The organism is Rhodococcus sp. P4_E4 (assembly GCF_056401575.1).
Genome location: NZ_JBFUJB010000016.1, coordinates 77235 through 94371 on the forward strand (window position 1 = coordinate 77235; position 17137 = coordinate 94371).

A 17137-nucleotide genomic window follows, 5' to 3' on the forward strand; every position below is an offset into this window, starting at 1 on the left:
ATTAAGACAGTGACTTATATGGTCGGTATATGCCCGCCTCGTTGGATGCCAAGAACGCCATGATCGCCGTCGCCGAGCGGATGTTCGCCGAGCACGGTATTCACGAAGTGTCCATGCGGGACGTGGCGACTGCGGCCGGACAGCGCAACAACTCTGCAGTTCAGTATCACTTCGGTGGGCGAGACGGTCTGGTACTGGCCGTATTCCGGCATCGGATGGATCAGATCAATGCAGCGCGACTGACGTATCTCGACGACGTCGACGCCAGTGGGCGGACCGACTTGGTCCGTGCTTTGGTCGAAGCCTTCCTGTACCCGCTGGCCGATTTCATGGCGACGGTCGACGGGTCCAACTATGCGCGGTTCATCGCGAGAATTTCACCGTCAGTGGATACACAGAGTGCTGAGTTTCGCGAGGTCAGTGAAGGAATCAACGAGGTTGTCGGCAGGTTGACGCGGGCATTGCCGCATCTGCCCCGCCGCGTCGCGGTTGAACGGATCGATCTGACGTTCAACATGAGCGTCTCTGCTCTGGCCATCTTCGAGCAGCGCCGCGAAGACGAAAACCCCGTTGTGCAGGCAGATTTCGATACGACGGTGGATCATCTGGTCGATCTCGCGGTAGGAGCGCTGACCGCGCCCCAAAGCACACACAAACGCACACGAGCAAAGCGGCTGCACGCGTCGACTGACGTGTGACCCCGCGACACGACACGACAGGACGGAGTCATTCGATGGCTACCCTTACATCATCACGAACAGTCCAAATCGGCAATCACACAATCGAATTCGGACCACGCGGAATGAGGCGCAATCCGGAAGGCGTTGAATCGAGGCCGTACGAGCGGTTCACTCTGACACCCGTCACACCGTTCATCGGTGCCGAGATCAGCGATATCGACTTGCGTGATCCGTCGGAGGAGCAGATCGAGGACGTGCGCCGGGCCCTCCTCGAATGGAAGGTCGTGTTCTTTCGGGACCAGCCGATTTCGAGCTTGAATCATCGTGACTTCGCGGCCCATTGGGGTGAACTCGAGGTTCATCCACTTCTCCCGCAGGGAGAGGTCCCGGCAGTCGTCAGATTCGAACGCGGAGAGGACAGTCCAGGAACGGAGAACATCTGGCACGTCGACGTCACCTGGACGAAGACGCCGCCGCTCGGTTCAGTACTTCGGGCGATCGACGTACCGCCTGCCGGTGGTGACACGCTCTGGGCCGATATGGGTAACGCCTTCGACTGCCTCCCCGACGAGATCAAGGACTTGATCGACGGCAAGGACGCCATCCACGATTTTGTGCCGTCCTTCGGACGCGGCATGAGCCCGGAGAAGTTGGAGCAGATGAAGGAGCAGTACCCGCCGGTTCTGCATCCGATGGTGCGTAAGCATCCGGAGACCGGGCGTAAGACTCTGTTCGTCAACAGCCTCTTCACCACCCACATTCCGGATATGGATCCTGTCGAAGGCAACGATCTGCTCAACCTATTGTTCGCGCAGGTCAAGGTCCCGGACTTTCAGTGCCGCTTCAAGTGGGCGCCGAATTCCATTGCCTTCTGGGACAACCGGGCCACCCAGCACTACGCTGCGAGCGACTACTTCCCTCATCGCCGCGTCATGGAGCGGGTGGCCATCCTGGGGGACCGGCCCTTCTGATCTACTCCTGCGGAATGCGGATGATGCACCGGAAGCCGACGTGGCAGGTCGAGGACTCCTCGGATTCGCCCTGCCGCGCGGCAGGGCGATATCGCAAGCAGTAGTTCGGTGCACACAGATGTGAGCCGCCCTTGATCACCCGTCGTGCGTAGGGTTCGCCGGCCAAGGCCTCGGTGGCGAACTCCGCGCGGGGATTGCGAGGAATGCAGCACGACGAGGCCGGCGCGACGTTCTTGGAACTGTGGGCGTGGTCGGACGTGTAGTGATCGGCCGTCCATTCCCACACGTTCCCGGCCATGTCGAGCAGTCCGTAGCCGTTTGGCCGGAACTTTCCGACCGGAGCGGTGCGCTCGTACCCGTCCTCGAGGAGGTTCTCCCAGGGGAACTGGCCCTGCCACACGTTGCCACCGGGCCGCCCGCCCGGAGAGTCGTGATCGCCCCACACGTAGGCCTGGCGATCGAGTCCGCCGCGGGCGGCAAACTCCCACTCGGCCTCGGTCGGGAGTTCCTTGCCGGCCCACGCGGCGTAGGCCTGGGCGTCGAAGTACGACACGTGGGTGACGGGGTGCCGTTCACGTCCCCCGATGTTGCTGTCGGAGCCCTCGGGATGGCGCCAATCGGCGCCGGGAGTGAACGACCACCACCGGGTGTAGTCGTCGAGTGAAACCGGGCCGGGTGGCGAATTGAAGACCAACGATCCCGGGACGAGGAGGGCTGGATCGGCGTCGGGATAGTCGGCGGGATCCGGGGCGATTTCAGCAGTGGTGACGTGGCCGGTTGCCTTCACGAAGCGTCGGAACTCGGCGACTGTCACCGCCGTCGTGTCCATCCAGAATCCGTCGACGGTGACCTGGTGAACTGGGCGTTCTTCCGGATAGAAGTCTTCGGAGCCCATCCAGTACGTCCCACCCGGGATCAAAGACATGTTCTTCGGGGGAGTTGCCGTGGAGTGAGGCGTCGTCATGAATTCAAGAATGGCACGTTGGTCACGCCGATGTGGGGAGAGTCCCACCTGGTGCCCTCGGCAGGATTCGAACCTGCGACCCTTCCTTTAGGAGAGGAATGCTCTATCCCCTGAGCTACGAGGGCGGGGAGCGTACCGGCAAGCGCTGAAAACCCTGTGCTGCCGGGGTTTTCGCTTCCCGATACTACTGTTGCATCCGCTCGACCTGTCGGCACGAAGCCTCGGGCGTCACAGCTGCGCTAGTCAGTGTAGCGGCCCGCCGACGAGGTCGCGAAGTCGACGGTATCGCCGGGTGCAAGCAGGAGCCGAACCGATCGCACTGATCGCAATGGTGGTCACTGCGGTGCAGGCACGGCATGGTGCGGGAATGACCCGCAGAATCCGCTTCAACGCCTTTGCCATGAACTGCGTCGCCCACCAATCGCCAGGTCTGTGGCGTCACCCGGAGGACCAGTCGTCCAGGTACACGGATCTGAGGTACTGGACGGAATTGGCGAAGCTCCTCGAACGTGGACGATTCGACGGGCTGTTCCTGGCCGATGTGTTGGGAACATACGACGTGTACGGCGGCAATCACGACGCAGCGCTGCGGCAGGGCGCGCAGGTACCGGTCTCGGACCCGCTACTGCTGGCGTCGGCGATGGCTGCCGTGACCGAGCACTTGGGCTTCGGTATCACCGCAGGTACAGCTTTCGAGCATCCGTACCCGTTCGCTCGGCGCTTGAGCACCCTCGACCACCTGACGAACGGGCGAATCGGGTGGAACGTGGTCACCGGATACCTCCCGTCGGCCGCACGGAACATGGGCGAGGACGACCAACTCCAGCACGACGATCGCTACGACCACGCGGACGAGTACCTCGAAGTCCTCTACAAGTTGTGGGAAACGTCGTGGGAAGACGACGCGGTGGTGCGTGACAGAACCACCGGGGTCTACACGGACCCCTCCAAGGTTCATCCGATCGAGCACGAAGGCAAGCACTTCACGGTTCCGGGCATCCACATCTCCGAACCTTCTCCGCAGCGGACGCCGGTCATCTTCCAGGCCGGCGCGTCGCCACGCGGGGTTCGGTTCGCCGCCGAGAATGCCGAGGCGATCTTTGTGGGTGCACCGACAAAGGCGATTCTCAAAGACACCGTTGCCCGAATCCGAAACGAACTGACGAAGGTCGGGCGCGATCCGTACTCGGCCCGCATCTACACACTGTTGACGATCATCACCGACCGAACCCCCGAGTTGGCCCAGGCGAAGCTCGAGGACTACCGCAGCTACGCGAGTAGTGAAGGCGCACTCGTTTTCACCTCGGGGTGGATGGGAATTGATCTCTCCGGATACCGAGCGGACGAGCCGATCGGGAACGTCGAGAGCAACGCCATTCAATCCGCGGTCGCATCGTTTCGTCAGGCGGACGAGAAGGGCGGCGAGTGGACGGTGGGAGACATCGCGGAGTGGGCGGGTATCGGCGGGCTGGGCCCGATCGTCGTCGGTTCCGGCGAGGAGGTCGCCGACGAGTTGCAGGAGTGGGTCGCCGAGACCGACGTCGACGGCTTCAATCTCGCGTACGCGGTGACTCCTGGAACCTTCGAAGACATTGTGGAGCATGTGATTCCGGAGCTGACGAGGAGGGGCGCCTACCAGAGCGACTACGAAGCGGGGACGCTGCGCAACAAATTGTTCGGGCGAGGGGACAGACTGCCGCTCGAACACCGAGGCCGGAGCTTCGACCGGATCCGCACTGCCGGCTGAGTGGGGATCTCAGGACCAGCCGGGCCCCGGCACGTGCACCGAGGTGGTGAGGTCGATCGCCTCGATGTCCGAAGACCTCAGTTCCTCACCACACGCACTACAACCCAGCCTTGCTTCGAACCGCTTTCCACACGCCTTGTGATGGAGAACGATGTCCGGACCGTCCGCGGATCTGAACCAGCGCTGACCCCACGAGATCATGCACATCACGACGGGGAAGTACGCGGTTCCCTTGTCGGTGAGTCGATACTCCGACCACTGTGGGCGATCCGGAAGCGGCCGCGTTTCCATCACACCGATCTCGGTGAGGTGCTTCAACCGATCGGCGACGATTGCCGGCGGCGCACCGGTGATCTCGGCGAACTCTCCGTAACGACGGGCACCTCGGAAAGCTGCCCCGATGATCGCTGCCGACCAGCGATTGCCGACGAGTTCCATCGTGTGAGCCAGGATTTCCGGTCGGCGTTCGGACTTGGTGGAGCGGCGCCTCGACGTTGCTTCGGGCACACTGCGTGAGAAGTCCCCACTCGGCCCCATTTGGGAGTCCAGGGATCTCACGTCGACGTCCTCGCCGCACTCCTTGCAACGCAGGATCGGAGTGAAGTCGTTTCCGCAGGTGCTGTGCCGTAGTGGCGGTAGTGGCGCGGTTTCATTCGGTGCCCACTGCTTCTCCCACGACCACATGGTGATGAGGACCGGCCAGATCGACTGGCCTTTGCGAGTGACCGAGTATTCGTGCCTTGGCGGGTTCTGCTGGTACTCCCGGCGCTCGAGCATTCCGCCGGCCGTCAGGACTGCCAAACGTGAGGACAGCACCGAGTTGGAGATTCCCCCGAGAGCCAGCCAGTCGTTGTATCGACGCGACCCCAAAAGGGCGAACCGCAGAATCCAGAGGTTCCACTCGTCTCCCAGTAGCCCGAGCGTGACCGCCAGTGCGTTGGGTCCGCCCGCAGGCAACTCGGTGACGCCCACCGACGGCGTGGGTGTCGGAGATCCGGCCGACGCCGAAGATCCGGTTGCATTCACTCGTACCACCCCGAAATCATAGGCCGCGAACCCTGCGGCACCGCGAGACCGTACCGAGTGGTCTGCAGAAAGAGTCGGGAATCACTCGATACGGGCAATGAGTAACGCTTCCTGGGTGATTTGGCAGATCTGGAGTCCGGACTGATCGAAGACCGCGGCATTCACGACTGCTCTGCCGGCATGAGCAGTGGGCGTCGAATGCTCGAAGAGGAGCCACTCGTCCGCTCGCACGGGACGCTGAAACCACATCGTGTGATCGAGGGACACGCCCGTCCAATCCGTATCGAGCGAGTGCTCCTGCCCGATGTCGTAGCCGTGCGGCGTCAGCGCGGTTGCCATCAGCATCAGATCACTGGCATAGGCGAGAGCAGCGACGTGAATCAGCGGATCGTCGCTCAGTCGCTGAGCCGAACGCATCCAGATGTTGCGCGGAGGCGCCGCCGAATGCGTCGTGGGGGACTGCGAATCGATGGGGGACACACGAATCTCGATGGCGGAGAACTCCTCCCACACCTCACCCAGCCCACCGTCTGCCTCGGCCAACTCCTGCAACGTCACGCACTCAGCGGGCGGGAGCGCGGCGGGTACGGCGCGACTGTGAGTGATGCCCTCGTCGATCGAGGAGGCTGATACCGTCGAACGGCAGACGAGTCGTCCGTCCTGGTGGACGTCGACGCCTCTGGTGGACAGGCGCTTTCCGTCCCGAAGGCGATCTACCGAGAACTCGGTCGCGCGATTCGTCGACCCCGGGCGAAGGAAGTGCGTGTGGACGGAACTGATCGCTTTGCCGTCGGTAACCGTGTGCCCGGCTGCGAGAATCGACTGGGCGACCAGTTGGCCGCCGAACAACTGAGGTAGCCGAACACCGTCGTTCGACCCTTGCCACCGGTCCTGGCCGGTCGATTCCAGATCGAAGACGTCAGCGAGACCACTCGTGGGGGCGCTCACGACGCGTGGTTTCGTGCCGGACGGGGTGGACGGGGAAAGAAGCCACTGGTCCGGGCGACGTAGTCGTCGTAGGCCTGCCCCTTGCTCTTGCGCATGCTGCGTTCGAGAAGGGCCTTACCGCTGTAGCTCACCAGCAGTTTGATCATGACGATCGGCGAGACGATCGTGATCAGCGCCAATGGATCACCAAGTGCGAGGATGAACAGTCCGACCCAGACACATGCGTCACCGAAGTAGTTGGGATGCCGGGTCCAGGCCCAGAGTCCACGATCCATCACCATTCCTGAATTGGCCGGATCTGCCTTGAATCGGGAAAGTTGGTAGTCACCAACCGATTCGAAGACGAAGCCGACGGTCCAGACTGCGATGCCGATCGCGCCGAGGACTCCGAGGGCGCGAAACTCGTACATCGCGAACTGGACCGGCAGCGACACCACGAGAATGAGAACGCCCTGGAGGCCGTAGATTTTGCGAATCAGGAACGGAATCAGCGGTCCCTGTTGATGTTTGAGCAGGGCAGTGTAGCGCTTGTCCTGCCCGTGCCCACGGTTTCGGAAGCCGATGTAGAGGCCGAGTCGCATTCCCCACACCACGGTCAGTGCGAGCACCACGAGGCGACGCAGATCGTTGCCGTCCGATCCGATGGACGTCAGGTACGAGACGACGGCGACGACGGCGAAGCCAGGCCCCCAACAGATGTCGATGATCGAGTGATTGTTCATCCGGATGGCTACGGCCATCACGACTGCGATGAAGACGAGCACGGCGAGTGCGCTCACGCCGAAGTTCAGTGCAAGGTCGCCCAATGGGATGTTGGTCATGCGCGCGCTTTCTGATTGTGGTGGTCGAGCAGTTCGGAAGCGAAGTCCGCGAAGGCTTCCTGTGCGCTCGGATAGGTGTGAGGAGTGCCGAGCCGGCTGGTCACGAGCAGTGCGTCGAGCGCTTTGGCATCGAGTTCTGTGGTGGTGGGCAAGAATTCGGTCGAGCCCTCGACGGCGTCGGCCGAACGCACCCCGTTACCTGCCGTGACGATCACCTGCCCGTTGGTCGTGGACTCGGGATCGACGAGGGCAGTGACTACCGGGGCTACCAGGTCGGCCCCCATGATGTCGATGAATCGTGGGTCCATTCCGGACTCGGTCATCTGCGTAGTGGCATAGGGCAGTACGACATTGGTGAACACATTGCGACTCGCACCTTCGCCGGCCGCGGTGCGGCCCAGGGCGATGACGGCACCCTTACTGGCGGCGTAGGCGGACACGGTGGGTTCGCCGTGCAGTCCTGCGGTCGAGGCAATCATCACGATGCGCCCGAATCCGGCTTCGCGCATCACTCGGGAGGCTTCGGCGGCAACCAGTGCGGTCCCGACGACGTTTGTCGTGATGACGGTGCTGAGGTTCTCGGCGGTGGTGCGATGAAGCATCTGTGGACCGCTGACCGCGGCGCTGGTGATGCAGAAGTCGAGTCGTCCGAACCGAGTGAGAGCGTCGTCCACCAACTTTCGACCGACCTCGGGGTCGGTGACGTCGTCGTGGTTGGCGACGGCGTGGCCACCGGCTTCGAGGATTTCGTCGACAACCTGATCTGCAGGGCCCCGGCCGCTCGCGTCGACGGTGCGATTTCGATTGTTGACGATCACCGTGACCCCTCGGCTCGCGAGATGCAGTGCGACGGAACGGCCGAGGCCCTTACCCCCTCCCGTGACGACGGCAACGCGGCCCGAGAGTGAACTGGCGGTCACGAGGCGATCCGTTCGACGAGCACCGCGACTCCGACACCGGCGGCGCCGCTGACCGCGGCCACACCGTAGCGTCCGTCGCTCCGTACCAGTTCGTCGACACACGCGCCGACGAGAATTGCTCCGGTGGCGCCGAATGCATGGCCCATCGCCATCGTGCCTCCGTTGGGGTTCATGCGGTCCGGCCCGGCGTCAAGATCGCGGCGGAACCGTAGGCAGAGCGCGGAGAAGGCCTCTGCGAACTCGAACACGTCGATGTCCTGTGGACGAAGCCCGGCTCGAGCGATGACTGCCTCCACGGCGCTCTGGCCCGCCGTGAGCATGAGAACCGGATTCACCGAAGTCGAGGCGGATCCGATGATCCGTGCGCGAGGGGTCAGGCCGGCTCTGGCCGCGGCTTTCTCGGATCCGAGGAGTAGTAGTGCTGCGCCGTCGGCCATGGCGGGAGAGGATCCGACGGTGTGCAGGTGTTCGATCTTGCCGACCTCAGGGTAGGCGGCGAGCGCGAGTGCATCCTGACCGGCGGCGCCGAGCCCTTCGAAGGCCGGAGGCAGCGCGGAGAGTCCCTCTGCCGTCGTCTCTGCCCTGACCAGTTCGTCGTGCGCGATTCCGGCTTCACCATTTCTGCCGGGAACGGGCACAACGGACCGCTCGAATGCGCCGTTGCGCCAGGCCTCGGCAGCCTTGTGCTGGGTTTCGACGCCGTACGCATCCAACTCGTCGCGGGAGTACCCCTCGATCGTGGCATTCAAGTCGGCGGCAACACCCATATGGATGGAGCCGACCTGCGCGATGGTTGCCGGGTCGGTCCACAGCGGTCCGCGATCACTGAACATCGGAGTGCGGGAGACGCTTTCGACGCCACCGGCCACGACGAGGGAGACGTCGTCGCTGCGAATGCGGGCTGCGCTCTGGCCGACTGCGTCGACGCCGGATGCGCAGAAACGATTGAGGGTCGCGCCGGGAACGGAATCGCCCCAACCGGCAAGGAGTGCGGCGGTTCTCGCGATGTTCGCGCCCTGCTCGTCCACCTGCGATGCGCAACCGAGAACGACGTCGTCGATCCGTTCTGCGGCGAGGTTCGTTCGACCCTGCAAAGCCTTGGCCAGGTGGACGACAAGATCGACTGGGCTGTGTTCGTGGAGGGCACCTCGCGTCGATGCTCGGCCGCGCGGTGTGCGCACGTAGTCGAGGACAAAAGCATCAGTCATTTTCAACCCTTCAATTAGTAGAGTTACTCTGCTAGTTGTAGTACGGTTGCGATGAAATTACAACCGCCGATGCACGGGTATCTCGGTGACGTCACCGATGCCGGATCGGCAAGGGGAGAGGTCATGACTGTTTCGAACATTTGGATTCTCGGCGGGTATCAATCCGACTTCGCACGGAACTTCACCCGTGAGGGACTCGATTTCGCGAACCTTGCCGAAGAGGTGGTGAACCACACCCTGGCCGCGGCGAAGGTTCCTGCCGCCGACATCGAGGTGATCCACGTCGGTAATGCCTTCGGTCAATTGTTTGCCGGCCAAGGTCAGCTGGGTGCGATGCCCGCCACCGTGCATCCAGATCTATGGGGTGTGCCCTCGTCCCGGCACGAGGCGGCGTGCGCATCGGGCAGTATCGCTGTACTTGCGGCGATGGCAGACCTGCGCGCCGGCAACTACGACGCGGCTCTGGTGATGGGTATCGAACTGGAGAAGACGGTTCCGGGTGATGACGCGGCCGGACATCTGGGCGCTGCAGCCTGGGTCGGACACGAAGGTCAGGAAGCAAAATTCATGTGGCCGTACATGTTCGATCGTGTGTCGAAGGAGTACGGGCGGCGCTACGGGATCGACGAATCCCACCTTCGCGCGATCTCGCAGATCAATTTCGCGAACGCGAAGAACAACCCCAATGCACAGACGCGCGGTTGGGCGGTACCCGATCTGCTCGGGAATGCAGGCGGCGACGACGCCACCAATCCTGTTGTGGAAGGTGGTGTTCGACGATTCGATTGCAGCCAGGTGACCGACGGTGGCGCCGGGGTTGTGCTGGTGACGGACAAGTACCTCCGTGAGCACCCGGGTGCTGCGGCGACTCCGCTGGCCCAGATCGCGGGCTGGGGTCACCGGACTGTTGGTTTAGGTCTCGAGCAGAAGCTGGCCCGCGACGCCGATAATCCCTACGTGATGCCACACGTTCGGGATGCGGTGATGGGTGCCTTCTCCCGGGCCGGCGTCGACCTGGCCGGGATAGACGGGATCGAAACACATGATTGTTTCACGGCGAGTGAGTATCTCGCGATCGACCACATCGGTCTGACCGCGCCCGGCGAGTCGTGGAAAGCCATCGAGAGTGGTGACATCGCCATGGGCGGCAAGCTACCGATCAACCCCAGCGGCGGTCTGATCGGCGGTGGTCATCCGGTGGGTGCCAGTGGTGTTCGAATGCTTCTCGACGCGGCCCATCAGGTGACGGGAAAGGCCGGCGGTTTCCAAGTCGAGGGTGCGAGCCGCTTTGCGACGCTCAACTTCGGTGGAAGTACGGCCACCACCGTCAGTTTTGTCGTCGACGCAGTTTCCTGAAAGTGCAGCTCAGCCTTTCCCCATCAGTCGAAAAGAGAATTCCATGGACGTCGAAATCGTAGGCAAGTTGTTGTCCACCCTTCCCGCCGATGACGATCACCCGTATCGCACCGGCCCGTGGCAACCCCAGACCACCGAGTTCAAAGCGGACAACCTCGAAGTCGTATTCGGTGAGGTTCCGAAAGACCTCGACGGTGTCTACCTGCGCAACACCGAGAATCCGCTCCATCCCTCGATGAAGGCTTATCATCCCTTCGACGGCGACGGAATGATTCACATCGTGGGCTTTCGTGACGGAGAGTCGTTCTACCGCAATCGATTCGTACGGACTGACGGGTTGGCGGCCGAGCAGGATGCCGGCGGCGCCTTGTGGGCCGGACTCGCCGAGTCTCCCAAACTCAGTCGCCCCGAGGGCGGCAAGGGTGCGCGCACTCGGATGAAAGACGCGTCCAGCACCGACGTGGTCGTTCACCGGGGGACTGCTCTCACCAGCTTCTACCAGTGCGGAGATCTGTATCGTCTCGATCCGATGTCGGCGGAGACACTCGGAAAGGAAAGCTGGAACGGCAAGTTCCCCTTCGAATGGGGTGTGTCCGCGCATCCGAAGGTGGACGACAAGACCGGAGAAATGCTGTTCTTCAACTACAGCAAGGAAGCGCCGTACATGCACTACGGCGTCGTGGACTCGGCCAACGAGTTGGTCCACTACGTCGACGTCCCGCTTCCCGGTCCGCGGTTGCCACACGACATGGCCTTCACGGAGAACTACGCGATCCTCAACGACTGCCCCTTGTTCTGGGATCCGGTTCTACTGGAGAAGGGCGCGCACGTCGCGAATTTCCATCCCGATATCCCGCTCCGTCTCGGAGTCATCCCACGCCGCGGAAACACCGCTGACATCAAGTGGTTCGAGGCCGATCCGACCTACGTCCTGCACTTCGTGAACGCCTACGAAGAGGGGGACGAGATTGTTCTGGACGGTTTCTACCAGGGTGATCCGGAGCCGTCGGACAACGGTATGGGCAATCAGTGGGAGCGCGCCTTCCGTTTCCTCGCTCTCGATCGCATGCAGACCCGGCTTCACCGCTGGCGTTTGAACCTGGTCACCGGAGCCACGCGTGAAGAGCAACTCAGTGACTCGATCACCGAATTCGGCATGATGAACGGCAATTTCGCGGGTGAGAAGTACCGATACGCCTATGCGGCTTCTGGTAAGCCGTCGTGGTTCCTGTTCGACGGCTTGGTCAAACACGACCTGCTGACGGGGAACGAGGAACGATTCTCCTTCGGTGACGGCGTGTATGGAAGCGAGACCTCGATGGCACCACGCGTGGGTGGTACCGCCGAAGACGACGGCTATCTCATCACGTTGACCACCGACATGAACGAGGACGCGTCCTTCTGCCTGATCTTCGACGCTGCCCGCGTCGGAGACGGACCATTGTGCAAACTTCGCCTTCCCGAACGGATTTCGAGTGGCACCCACTCGACGTGGGCGCCGGGTGCCGAGCTCCGACGCTGGCAGAGTGCCGACACCGCCGCCGAAGCGGTCGGACTGTGACGGGCACGCACGACGCGGGCACCTGGGAGATCCTGCGGCAGGTGGTGATCGGTGCACGAGACCTGGACAAGACCGGTCAACAATTACGTGAAGCGTTTAGTCTGGCATCAGGATTCGCGGATCCACTGCTCGAAGACATCGGTTTGGCCGACGAGACCTTGGCCGTCGGGCCGCAGGCATTTCTCGAGATCGTCGCACCGGTCGACGAGACGGTCTCGCTGGCGAGATGGATCCGCAAGGGCGGAGGGGAGGGCGGCTATGCACTCTCGATCCAGGTTTCGAACATCGAGCCCTATCTGGAACGTGCAGCTGCGGCCGGTGTTCGGACGGTGGCAGATCTCGAGGCCTACGGTCACCGGATCGTCCAACTTCATCCCGGTGATCTCGGACTTCTCGTAGAACTCGACGAGATTCCCGACGCCGACGAGTGGTTCTGGGACCAGACGGAGAAGGAGGTTTCCCTCGATCCACGGGTCGACGACATTCTCGGCGTCGACGTGTCCTCTCCCGATCCGGCCAAGACGGCGGCGCTGTGGGCCGAAGTGTTCGGCAAGAAACTGGATTCGGCGCAATCACTCTCGATTGCGCTGGGGTCGCGCGCCGTGTCGTTCGTTCCGGGCGAGCGGTCGATGCTCAGTGCGGTCGATCTGGCGGCGTCGATCGGAGCGAACACCGTCGAGCCCGGCCTGATCGTCGGCGGCGTCGAATTCCGGATTCACCCAGGCTGAGCGAGCTTCACATCGAACGACAGAAATCGGGGCCGATCGCTCAAAGCGACCGGCCCCGAATTCTTGTCATGGACTCAAGCGAAGTCCTGTCGCAAACGAGTCTTGAGAAGCTTCCCACTCGCGTTGCGTGGCAGTTCCTCGATGAACTGAACTGCACTGGGGCACTTGAAGTGTGCCAGTCGCTCGCGTGACCACTCGATGATCTCCGCTTCGGTGACAGCCGAATCGCCGGAACGAACGACCACCGCAATGGGAGTCTCACCCCACCGATCGGAGTGAACGCCGACTACCGCGACCTCCCGAATGCCGGGGTGGCCGGAGAGAACGCTCTCCACCTCGGCGGGATAGACGTTCTCACCGCCGGAGACGATCATGTCCTTGAGGCGGTCGTGGAGGTAGAGATACCCGTCCTCGTCGAACGATCCGCCGTCTCCTGTTCGGAGCCAGTCGCCGTTCAACATGGTGGCCGCAGTGGCTGCCTCGTTGCGCCAGTAGCGCCTCATGACATGAGCGCCGCCGATGACCACCTCGCCGCGGGTACCGACCGGGACGTCTTCGAGCGTCACGGGATCGACGATGCGGATGGGCACGCCGAACATCGGTTGCCCGACGGACTTCAACCGATGCGCGGTCGACTCGTCGGTCGCCCGATGATCTTCGGGGGTCAGCATGGTGACGCCGCCAGTCGACTCGGTGAGTCCGTAGGCCTGCAGGAAGCTGCATCCGAAAACCTTGGTGGCGTCCTGTAACAGGGGTAGCGGCATGGGCGCCGCTCCGTAGACCAGGAACTGCAGGGCACTCCAATCCGCCTCGCGTACAGCAGGAAGGGAGGTGAGGACGCTGATCACCGCGGGAACAGCGACCGCATGAGTCACCCGGTACTCCTGCATCAGCGCCACCAGCTCCAGCGGACCGGCGATGGTCTTGAGAAGTAGAGCGCCACCGCCGAGCGTCGTGACGAGAGCGAGACCCAGCCCCGCCACATGGAAGAACGGGACCGGGCACATGGCCACGGAATCGGTGTCGAGATCGAGCAGGTGATACATGGTCGCGAGGGCGCGGCCGAGGTTCGCGCCGGTGAGTTCGATTCCCTTGGGGTGGCCGGTGGTTCCCGACGAGTAGAAGATCAGCGCGGTATCGTCGGGAAGGCGTGACACTCCTGGGTCGTCGTCCCCTGCACCGGAGAGCCAGTCGCTCCACGAGACCGAGTTTGCAGAACCGTCCACCGTGACGACGGTCCGGACGCTACCGACCGCCGCGGCGACGTCGGAGAGGCCCTCATCGCCTGCTCCGAGTACGACGACGGTCGGCTCGCTGTTGCTCAGGATGTAGTCGACCTCGCCCGGTGCCAGCCGATTGTTGACGGCCGTCAGAATCGAGCCCATCTTCGAAGATCCGTACAGGACGGAGAGGAAAGACGGTGCATTGGCGCCGATGTACGCCACCCGGTCACCTGTTCGAACACCATCGCGCAGAAGTGCATTCGCGACACGATTTGCTTCGATGTCCAGCTCGCGGAAACTGGTACGGCCGTCATCGGAGATGACGGCGGTGCTCTCCGGACTGGCAATCGCCCGGCTGCGCAGCAAGTCTTCGAGATTCTGCACGGGGCGACCATCGGGTAGGAGCGCGTTCACAGAAGGTTCGCGGGTGGCGGGTTCACGGGTGGCAGTCGAACCTACGGCCGTCGGCTGAGTGGTCATGCTGAATGCTCCAATCTGAAGGGGGCAAAGACAGGGGGTTCGAAAATGCCTGTGGGAGCAGCGAGTACATGCTCGACGGCGCGCAGTGCCGGGCCCGCAGTGATGAACTGACCGGCGGTTGTCCGGCTATTCGGATCTTGTGGTTCGACGAGATTGACGGTCATCACGATCTCGGGTTTGCCGTACAGGTGGACTTCCCACTGATCGCGCCCCGCGTATTCCTCACGATCGGGTTCCATGGTCCAGATGATGGCCAGAGTGAGGAACTGCATTCCGTCGACCATTGCGTGCCAGCGCCATTCGGTGGTTCCGACGGTTCCGGCGGCGATGCGTCCGGCGGCCACGTCGAGATCCGTTCGCGCCGCAACGACCCTGTGATCGGATACGACCTCGTCGTAGGTGATCCCCAGACGTTCGCACATGAACGCGATGGTCTCCAGATACAGCGACGCGTACAGCGAGGGCAACGGCCCGGTTCCGTCCAGTTCCTCCGGGGGCGAACCCATTCCCATGACGGTGAAAGCGAAGTCGGGGTCAGGCATGCCGCGAGCGTCGAGCACCTCGTCGATCGTGATGCGGTCCAGTTCGATCGATGTTCCCGTCAGAGCCAATGCCAATCGCTCACCGATGACGCCCGGGCTCACTCCGACACCGAAGAGCGTCGAATCGCCTTCCTTACATGCTTGGGCGAACATGTGCTCGCGCTCGGTGCCGTGTGCGCGGGGGAAGTGCTGCCCGGCCGTCGTGATCACGTTGATCCCGGCGCGAAGCAGACGGCACAAATCGTCGTCGTGGCGTTCGTACGGAATCTGCAAACGCGGACTGTGGATGAGAACCTGGGGGCGCGAGCGGATGATCTCGTCCACGTCGCGTGTGGCGATCACGCCCGTCGGTGCGCGTCTGGCTATGTCGCCGGCATCGCGCCCGGCCTTGGCGTCGCTGTAGACGTACAGGCCGACCAACTCGAGGTCGGGACGATCGATGATTCCGCGAAGCGCGGTCTTGCCGATGGCGCCGGTCGCCCACTGGGCAACACGAATCGGATCGCTCATGATCGAGTGGTCAGTTCGCCGGCGAAGAGGAGCTTGCCCAGTCCGCGTTCGTACCGAATCGGGTCTCGAGCCAGACGCGCACGGGCGTCGATTGCCATGAAATCGGTGTCGCACGTCCACTCGCCGCGTTGCATGGCGGCGAGTCCGGTCGCGGCGATGTCGAGGGGATTTTCCTTGTGGCCCTGCACGTGTGAAGCCATGCGGGTGTCGACACTGCCGACGATCAACGAGGTGACGGTGATGCCGTGCGGTTCGAGTTCGGCACGGGCGATGCCGCCGAGCGACAGAGCAGCCGCCTTGGCCGGTGAATAGCCGCCCATGAAGGCGGTTGGTGCGATTGCGGCGACTGACAAGACGTTGACTATCGATCCACCGCCGCGGGCGGCGAGGACCGGCGCGAAGGCTCGGATCATCGTCAGCGGTCCGAAGTAGTTGACCTCCATCTCGGCGCGAGCGGCCTCTCGGTCGTCGGCCTCGATCAGCCGATTCCCGGTGAACAGCCCGGCGTTGTTGACGACGACCGAGGTGTCACCGCACGCCCCGGCGGCAGTGTCGACGAGTCCTGGATCGGTGACGTCGAGTTCGACGATGTGCGCACCGGTGGCTCGGAGCTCGGCCGGCACCTCGTCGGGATTTCTCACCCCCGCATAGATTTTGGCTGCGCCCATCAACTTCGCCTGTTGGACGAAGGCCAACCCGAGGCCTCGATTGGCGCCGGTGACGAGGACGGTCGCACCCTCGACCGGAGTTCCGCGAAAGGTTGTCATGAGTTCTCCTGTGTCTGTCGGGTGTAGATGAGGTCGTCGGGGAATTTCTTGCTCTTCTTCAATGACGTTTCAGGCGCGAGCATCCCGAAGATCCAGCCTTCGGCTGTGGCCATGTCGTGGTTCCAGTCCCACCGCAGTGCGCGGTGGCGGATTCCCCACCTGCCGTCCTCGAAACCGAAGCGGTCGATCAGGCGCGCCGCGGTGAGTGTGTCGGCTATGCCGTCCGAGGTCTTGATTCGTGCGAAGGCAAGCACGTACGACTCGACGTGTGCTGTATCCCCGTCGAGTTCGACCAAGACGTTGGTCATTGCGTGGGTGGTCAGCGATCGTGGGTGGGTGATGGCCCCGGCGATGTGGTCGATGTAGTCGTCGGCGGTGCCGGTGAAGACACCCCCGTGGTCTTCGGTTGCGCCGGGCAGATAACACCGCCTGGCGTCCTCGACGTCGCCGCGGTCTGCGGCTCGGAGGAAACGAGCCAGAACCTCGTAGATTTCCTGCTTGGCGACGAGAGCGTCGACCGGGCTGTAGTCCCTGACGTCTGGGCCCCCGCCGCTGTCGACTGCGTGAATGTTGTTGGACCTCACGATGATGTCCCTTCTCGGCTCCGGATCGGGGGCCGCACGTTGACGGAGTGTCTCTGTTTACTGTAGTAATCTCTATCACACTGTTAATTGAAGTGTCACGA

At 62.9% G+C, this 17137-nt stretch carries 16 protein-coding genes and 1 tRNA gene; 6 read left to right on the plus strand and 11 right to left on the minus strand.

The window, feature by feature from the left end; all coding sequences use genetic code 11:
- The first annotated feature begins 29 nt into the window (after positions 1 to 29).
- Positions 30 to 698: a TetR family transcriptional regulator gene (locus tag AC1DVN_RS19000; protein ID WP_046379021.1), complete on the plus strand. Its 669-nt coding sequence runs from the start codon at positions 30 to 32 to the stop codon at positions 696 to 698.
- A 35-nt stretch (positions 699 to 733) separates the two neighbouring features.
- Positions 734 to 1651, plus strand: a complete 918-nt coding sequence (locus tag AC1DVN_RS19005; protein WP_029255969.1) for a TauD/TfdA dioxygenase family protein — start codon at positions 734 to 736, stop codon at positions 1649 to 1651.
- Position 1652: 1 nt separating this feature from the next.
- On the opposite strand, the gene AC1DVN_RS19010 is transcribed toward AC1DVN_RS19005, so the two are convergent.
- Positions 1653 to 2615 carry a formylglycine-generating enzyme family protein gene (locus tag AC1DVN_RS19010; RefSeq protein WP_046379020.1) on the minus strand — a complete coding sequence of 321 codons (963 nt, stop codon included), beginning with the start codon at positions 2613 to 2615 and terminating at the stop codon, positions 1653 to 1655.
- A gap of 49 nt (positions 2616 to 2664) precedes the next feature.
- Positions 2665 to 2740: transfer RNA gene (locus AC1DVN_RS19015), tRNA-Arg, on the minus strand.
- 242 nt (positions 2741 to 2982) lie between these two features.
- Here AC1DVN_RS19015 and AC1DVN_RS19020 point away from each other — a divergent pair.
- On the plus strand, positions 2983 to 4362 hold the full coding sequence (locus tag AC1DVN_RS19020) for an LLM class flavin-dependent oxidoreductase (protein WP_167343333.1): 1380 nt from the start codon (positions 2983 to 2985) through the stop codon (positions 4360 to 4362).
- Between the two features lie 9 nt (positions 4363 to 4371).
- On the opposite strand, the gene AC1DVN_RS19025 is transcribed toward AC1DVN_RS19020, so the two are convergent.
- From AC1DVN_RS19025 to AC1DVN_RS19045, 5 genes are all read right to left on the minus strand, one after another.
- The gene (locus AC1DVN_RS19025; RefSeq protein ID WP_080945706.1) at positions 4372 to 5388 is read right to left on the minus strand and encodes a winged helix-turn-helix transcriptional regulator; all 1017 of its coding nucleotides are present in this window, start codon (positions 5386 to 5388) and stop codon (positions 4372 to 4374) included.
- Between the two features lie 81 nt (positions 5389 to 5469).
- The gene (locus tag AC1DVN_RS19030; RefSeq protein ID WP_046379018.1) at positions 5470 to 6336 is read right to left on the minus strand and encodes an acyl-CoA thioesterase; all 867 of its coding nucleotides are present in this window, start codon (positions 6334 to 6336) and stop codon (positions 5470 to 5472) included.
- Positions 6333 to 7157 (minus strand): DUF1295 domain-containing protein, encoded by an 825-nt coding sequence (locus tag AC1DVN_RS19035; RefSeq protein ID WP_046379017.1) that lies wholly within the window; start codon positions 7155 to 7157, stop codon positions 6333 to 6335. Before AC1DVN_RS19035 ends, AC1DVN_RS19030 begins: the two co-directional genes overlap by 4 nt.
- Entirely contained in the window at positions 7154 to 8077 is a 924-nt protein-coding gene (locus tag AC1DVN_RS19040; protein WP_084325249.1) for an SDR family NAD(P)-dependent oxidoreductase, read from the minus strand. Before AC1DVN_RS19040 ends, AC1DVN_RS19035 begins: the two co-directional genes overlap by 4 nt.
- The gene (locus AC1DVN_RS19045) at positions 8074 to 9285 is read right to left on the minus strand and encodes an acetyl-CoA C-acyltransferase (RefSeq protein WP_046379015.1); all 1212 of its coding nucleotides are present in this window, start codon (positions 9283 to 9285) and stop codon (positions 8074 to 8076) included. Before AC1DVN_RS19045 ends, AC1DVN_RS19040 begins: the two co-directional genes overlap by 4 nt.
- A 123-nt stretch (positions 9286 to 9408) precedes the next feature.
- Here AC1DVN_RS19045 and AC1DVN_RS19050 point away from each other — a divergent pair, with 123 nt between their 5' ends.
- The 3 genes from AC1DVN_RS19050 to AC1DVN_RS19060 are packed head-to-tail and all read left to right on the plus strand — an operon-like array spanning position 9409 to position 12930.
- Complete coding sequence (locus tag AC1DVN_RS19050) at positions 9409 to 10641, plus strand: acetyl-CoA acetyltransferase (RefSeq protein ID WP_046380003.1); 1233 nt, start codon at positions 9409 to 9411, stop codon at positions 10639 to 10641.
- Between the two features lie 43 nt (positions 10642 to 10684).
- Positions 10685 to 12202, plus strand: a complete 1518-nt coding sequence (locus AC1DVN_RS19055) for a carotenoid oxygenase family protein (RefSeq protein WP_019744811.1) — start codon at positions 10685 to 10687, stop codon at positions 12200 to 12202.
- On the plus strand, positions 12199 to 12930 hold the full coding sequence (locus tag AC1DVN_RS19060) for a VOC family protein (RefSeq protein WP_046379014.1): 732 nt from the start codon (positions 12199 to 12201) through the stop codon (positions 12928 to 12930). The genes AC1DVN_RS19055 and AC1DVN_RS19060 overlap by 4 nt, the downstream gene beginning before the upstream one ends.
- Before the next feature lie 74 nt (positions 12931 to 13004).
- Here the strand turns inward: AC1DVN_RS19060 and AC1DVN_RS19065 are convergent, their stop codons facing one another.
- Genes AC1DVN_RS19065 through AC1DVN_RS19080 form a run of 4 tightly spaced genes read right to left on the minus strand, consistent with a single transcriptional unit; the run spans position 13005 to position 17036 of the window.
- Entirely contained in the window at positions 13005 to 14633 is a 1629-nt protein-coding gene (locus AC1DVN_RS19065; RefSeq protein ID WP_477994124.1) for a long-chain-fatty-acid--CoA ligase, read from the minus strand.
- The gene (locus AC1DVN_RS19070) at positions 14630 to 15685 is read right to left on the minus strand and encodes an NAD(P)H-dependent amine dehydrogenase family protein (protein WP_046379013.1); all 1056 of its coding nucleotides are present in this window, start codon (positions 15683 to 15685) and stop codon (positions 14630 to 14632) included. Before AC1DVN_RS19070 ends, AC1DVN_RS19065 begins: the two co-directional genes overlap by 4 nt.
- Entirely contained in the window at positions 15682 to 16452 is a 771-nt protein-coding gene (locus tag AC1DVN_RS19075; RefSeq protein ID WP_021332267.1) for an SDR family oxidoreductase, read from the minus strand. Before AC1DVN_RS19075 ends, AC1DVN_RS19070 begins: the two co-directional genes overlap by 4 nt.
- A complete protein-coding gene (locus AC1DVN_RS19080; protein ID WP_019744806.1) occupies positions 16449 to 17036 on the minus strand; it encodes a nuclear transport factor 2 family protein in 588 nt (195 codons plus the stop codon). Before AC1DVN_RS19080 ends, AC1DVN_RS19075 begins: the two co-directional genes overlap by 4 nt.
- Positions 17037 to 17137: the final 101 nt, after the last annotated feature.

What these genes read in the sequence shown, in the direction of transcription:
- AC1DVN_RS19075 (WP_021332267.1), bottom strand. Translation starts at nt 16,452, where the DNA reads ATGACAACCTTTCGCGGAACTCCGGTCGAGGGTGCGACCGTCCTCGTC.
- AC1DVN_RS19055 (WP_019744811.1), top strand. Translation starts at nt 10,685, where the DNA reads ATGGACGTCGAAATCGTAGGCAAGTTGTTGTCCACCCTTCCCGCCGAT.
- AC1DVN_RS19045 (WP_046379015.1), bottom strand. Translation starts at nt 9,285, where the DNA reads ATGACTGATGCTTTTGTCCTCGACTACGTGCGCACACCGCGCGGCCGA.
- AC1DVN_RS19050 (WP_046380003.1), top strand. Translation starts at nt 9,409, where the DNA reads ATGACTGTTTCGAACATTTGGATTCTCGGCGGGTATCAATCCGACTTC.
- AC1DVN_RS19070 (WP_046379013.1), bottom strand. Translation starts at nt 15,685, where the DNA reads ATGAGCGATCCGATTCGTGTTGCCCAGTGGGCGACCGGCGCCATCGGC.
- AC1DVN_RS19000 (WP_046379021.1), top strand. Translation starts at nt 30, where the DNA reads ATGCCCGCCTCGTTGGATGCCAAGAACGCCATGATCGCCGTCGCCGAG.
- AC1DVN_RS19065 (WP_477994124.1), bottom strand. Translation starts at nt 14,633, where the DNA reads ATGACCACTCAGCCGACGGCCGTAGGTTCGACTGCCACCCGTGAACCC.
- AC1DVN_RS19010 (WP_046379020.1), bottom strand. Translation starts at nt 2,615, where the DNA reads ATGACGACGCCTCACTCCACGGCAACTCCCCCGAAGAACATGTCTTTG.
- AC1DVN_RS19035 (WP_046379017.1), bottom strand. Translation starts at nt 7,157, where the DNA reads ATGACCAACATCCCATTGGGCGACCTTGCACTGAACTTCGGCGTGAGC.
- AC1DVN_RS19005 (WP_029255969.1), top strand. Translation starts at nt 734, where the DNA reads ATGGCTACCCTTACATCATCACGAACAGTCCAAATCGGCAATCACACA.
- AC1DVN_RS19020 (WP_167343333.1), top strand. Translation starts at nt 2,983, where the DNA reads ATGACCCGCAGAATCCGCTTCAACGCCTTTGCCATGAACTGCGTCGCC.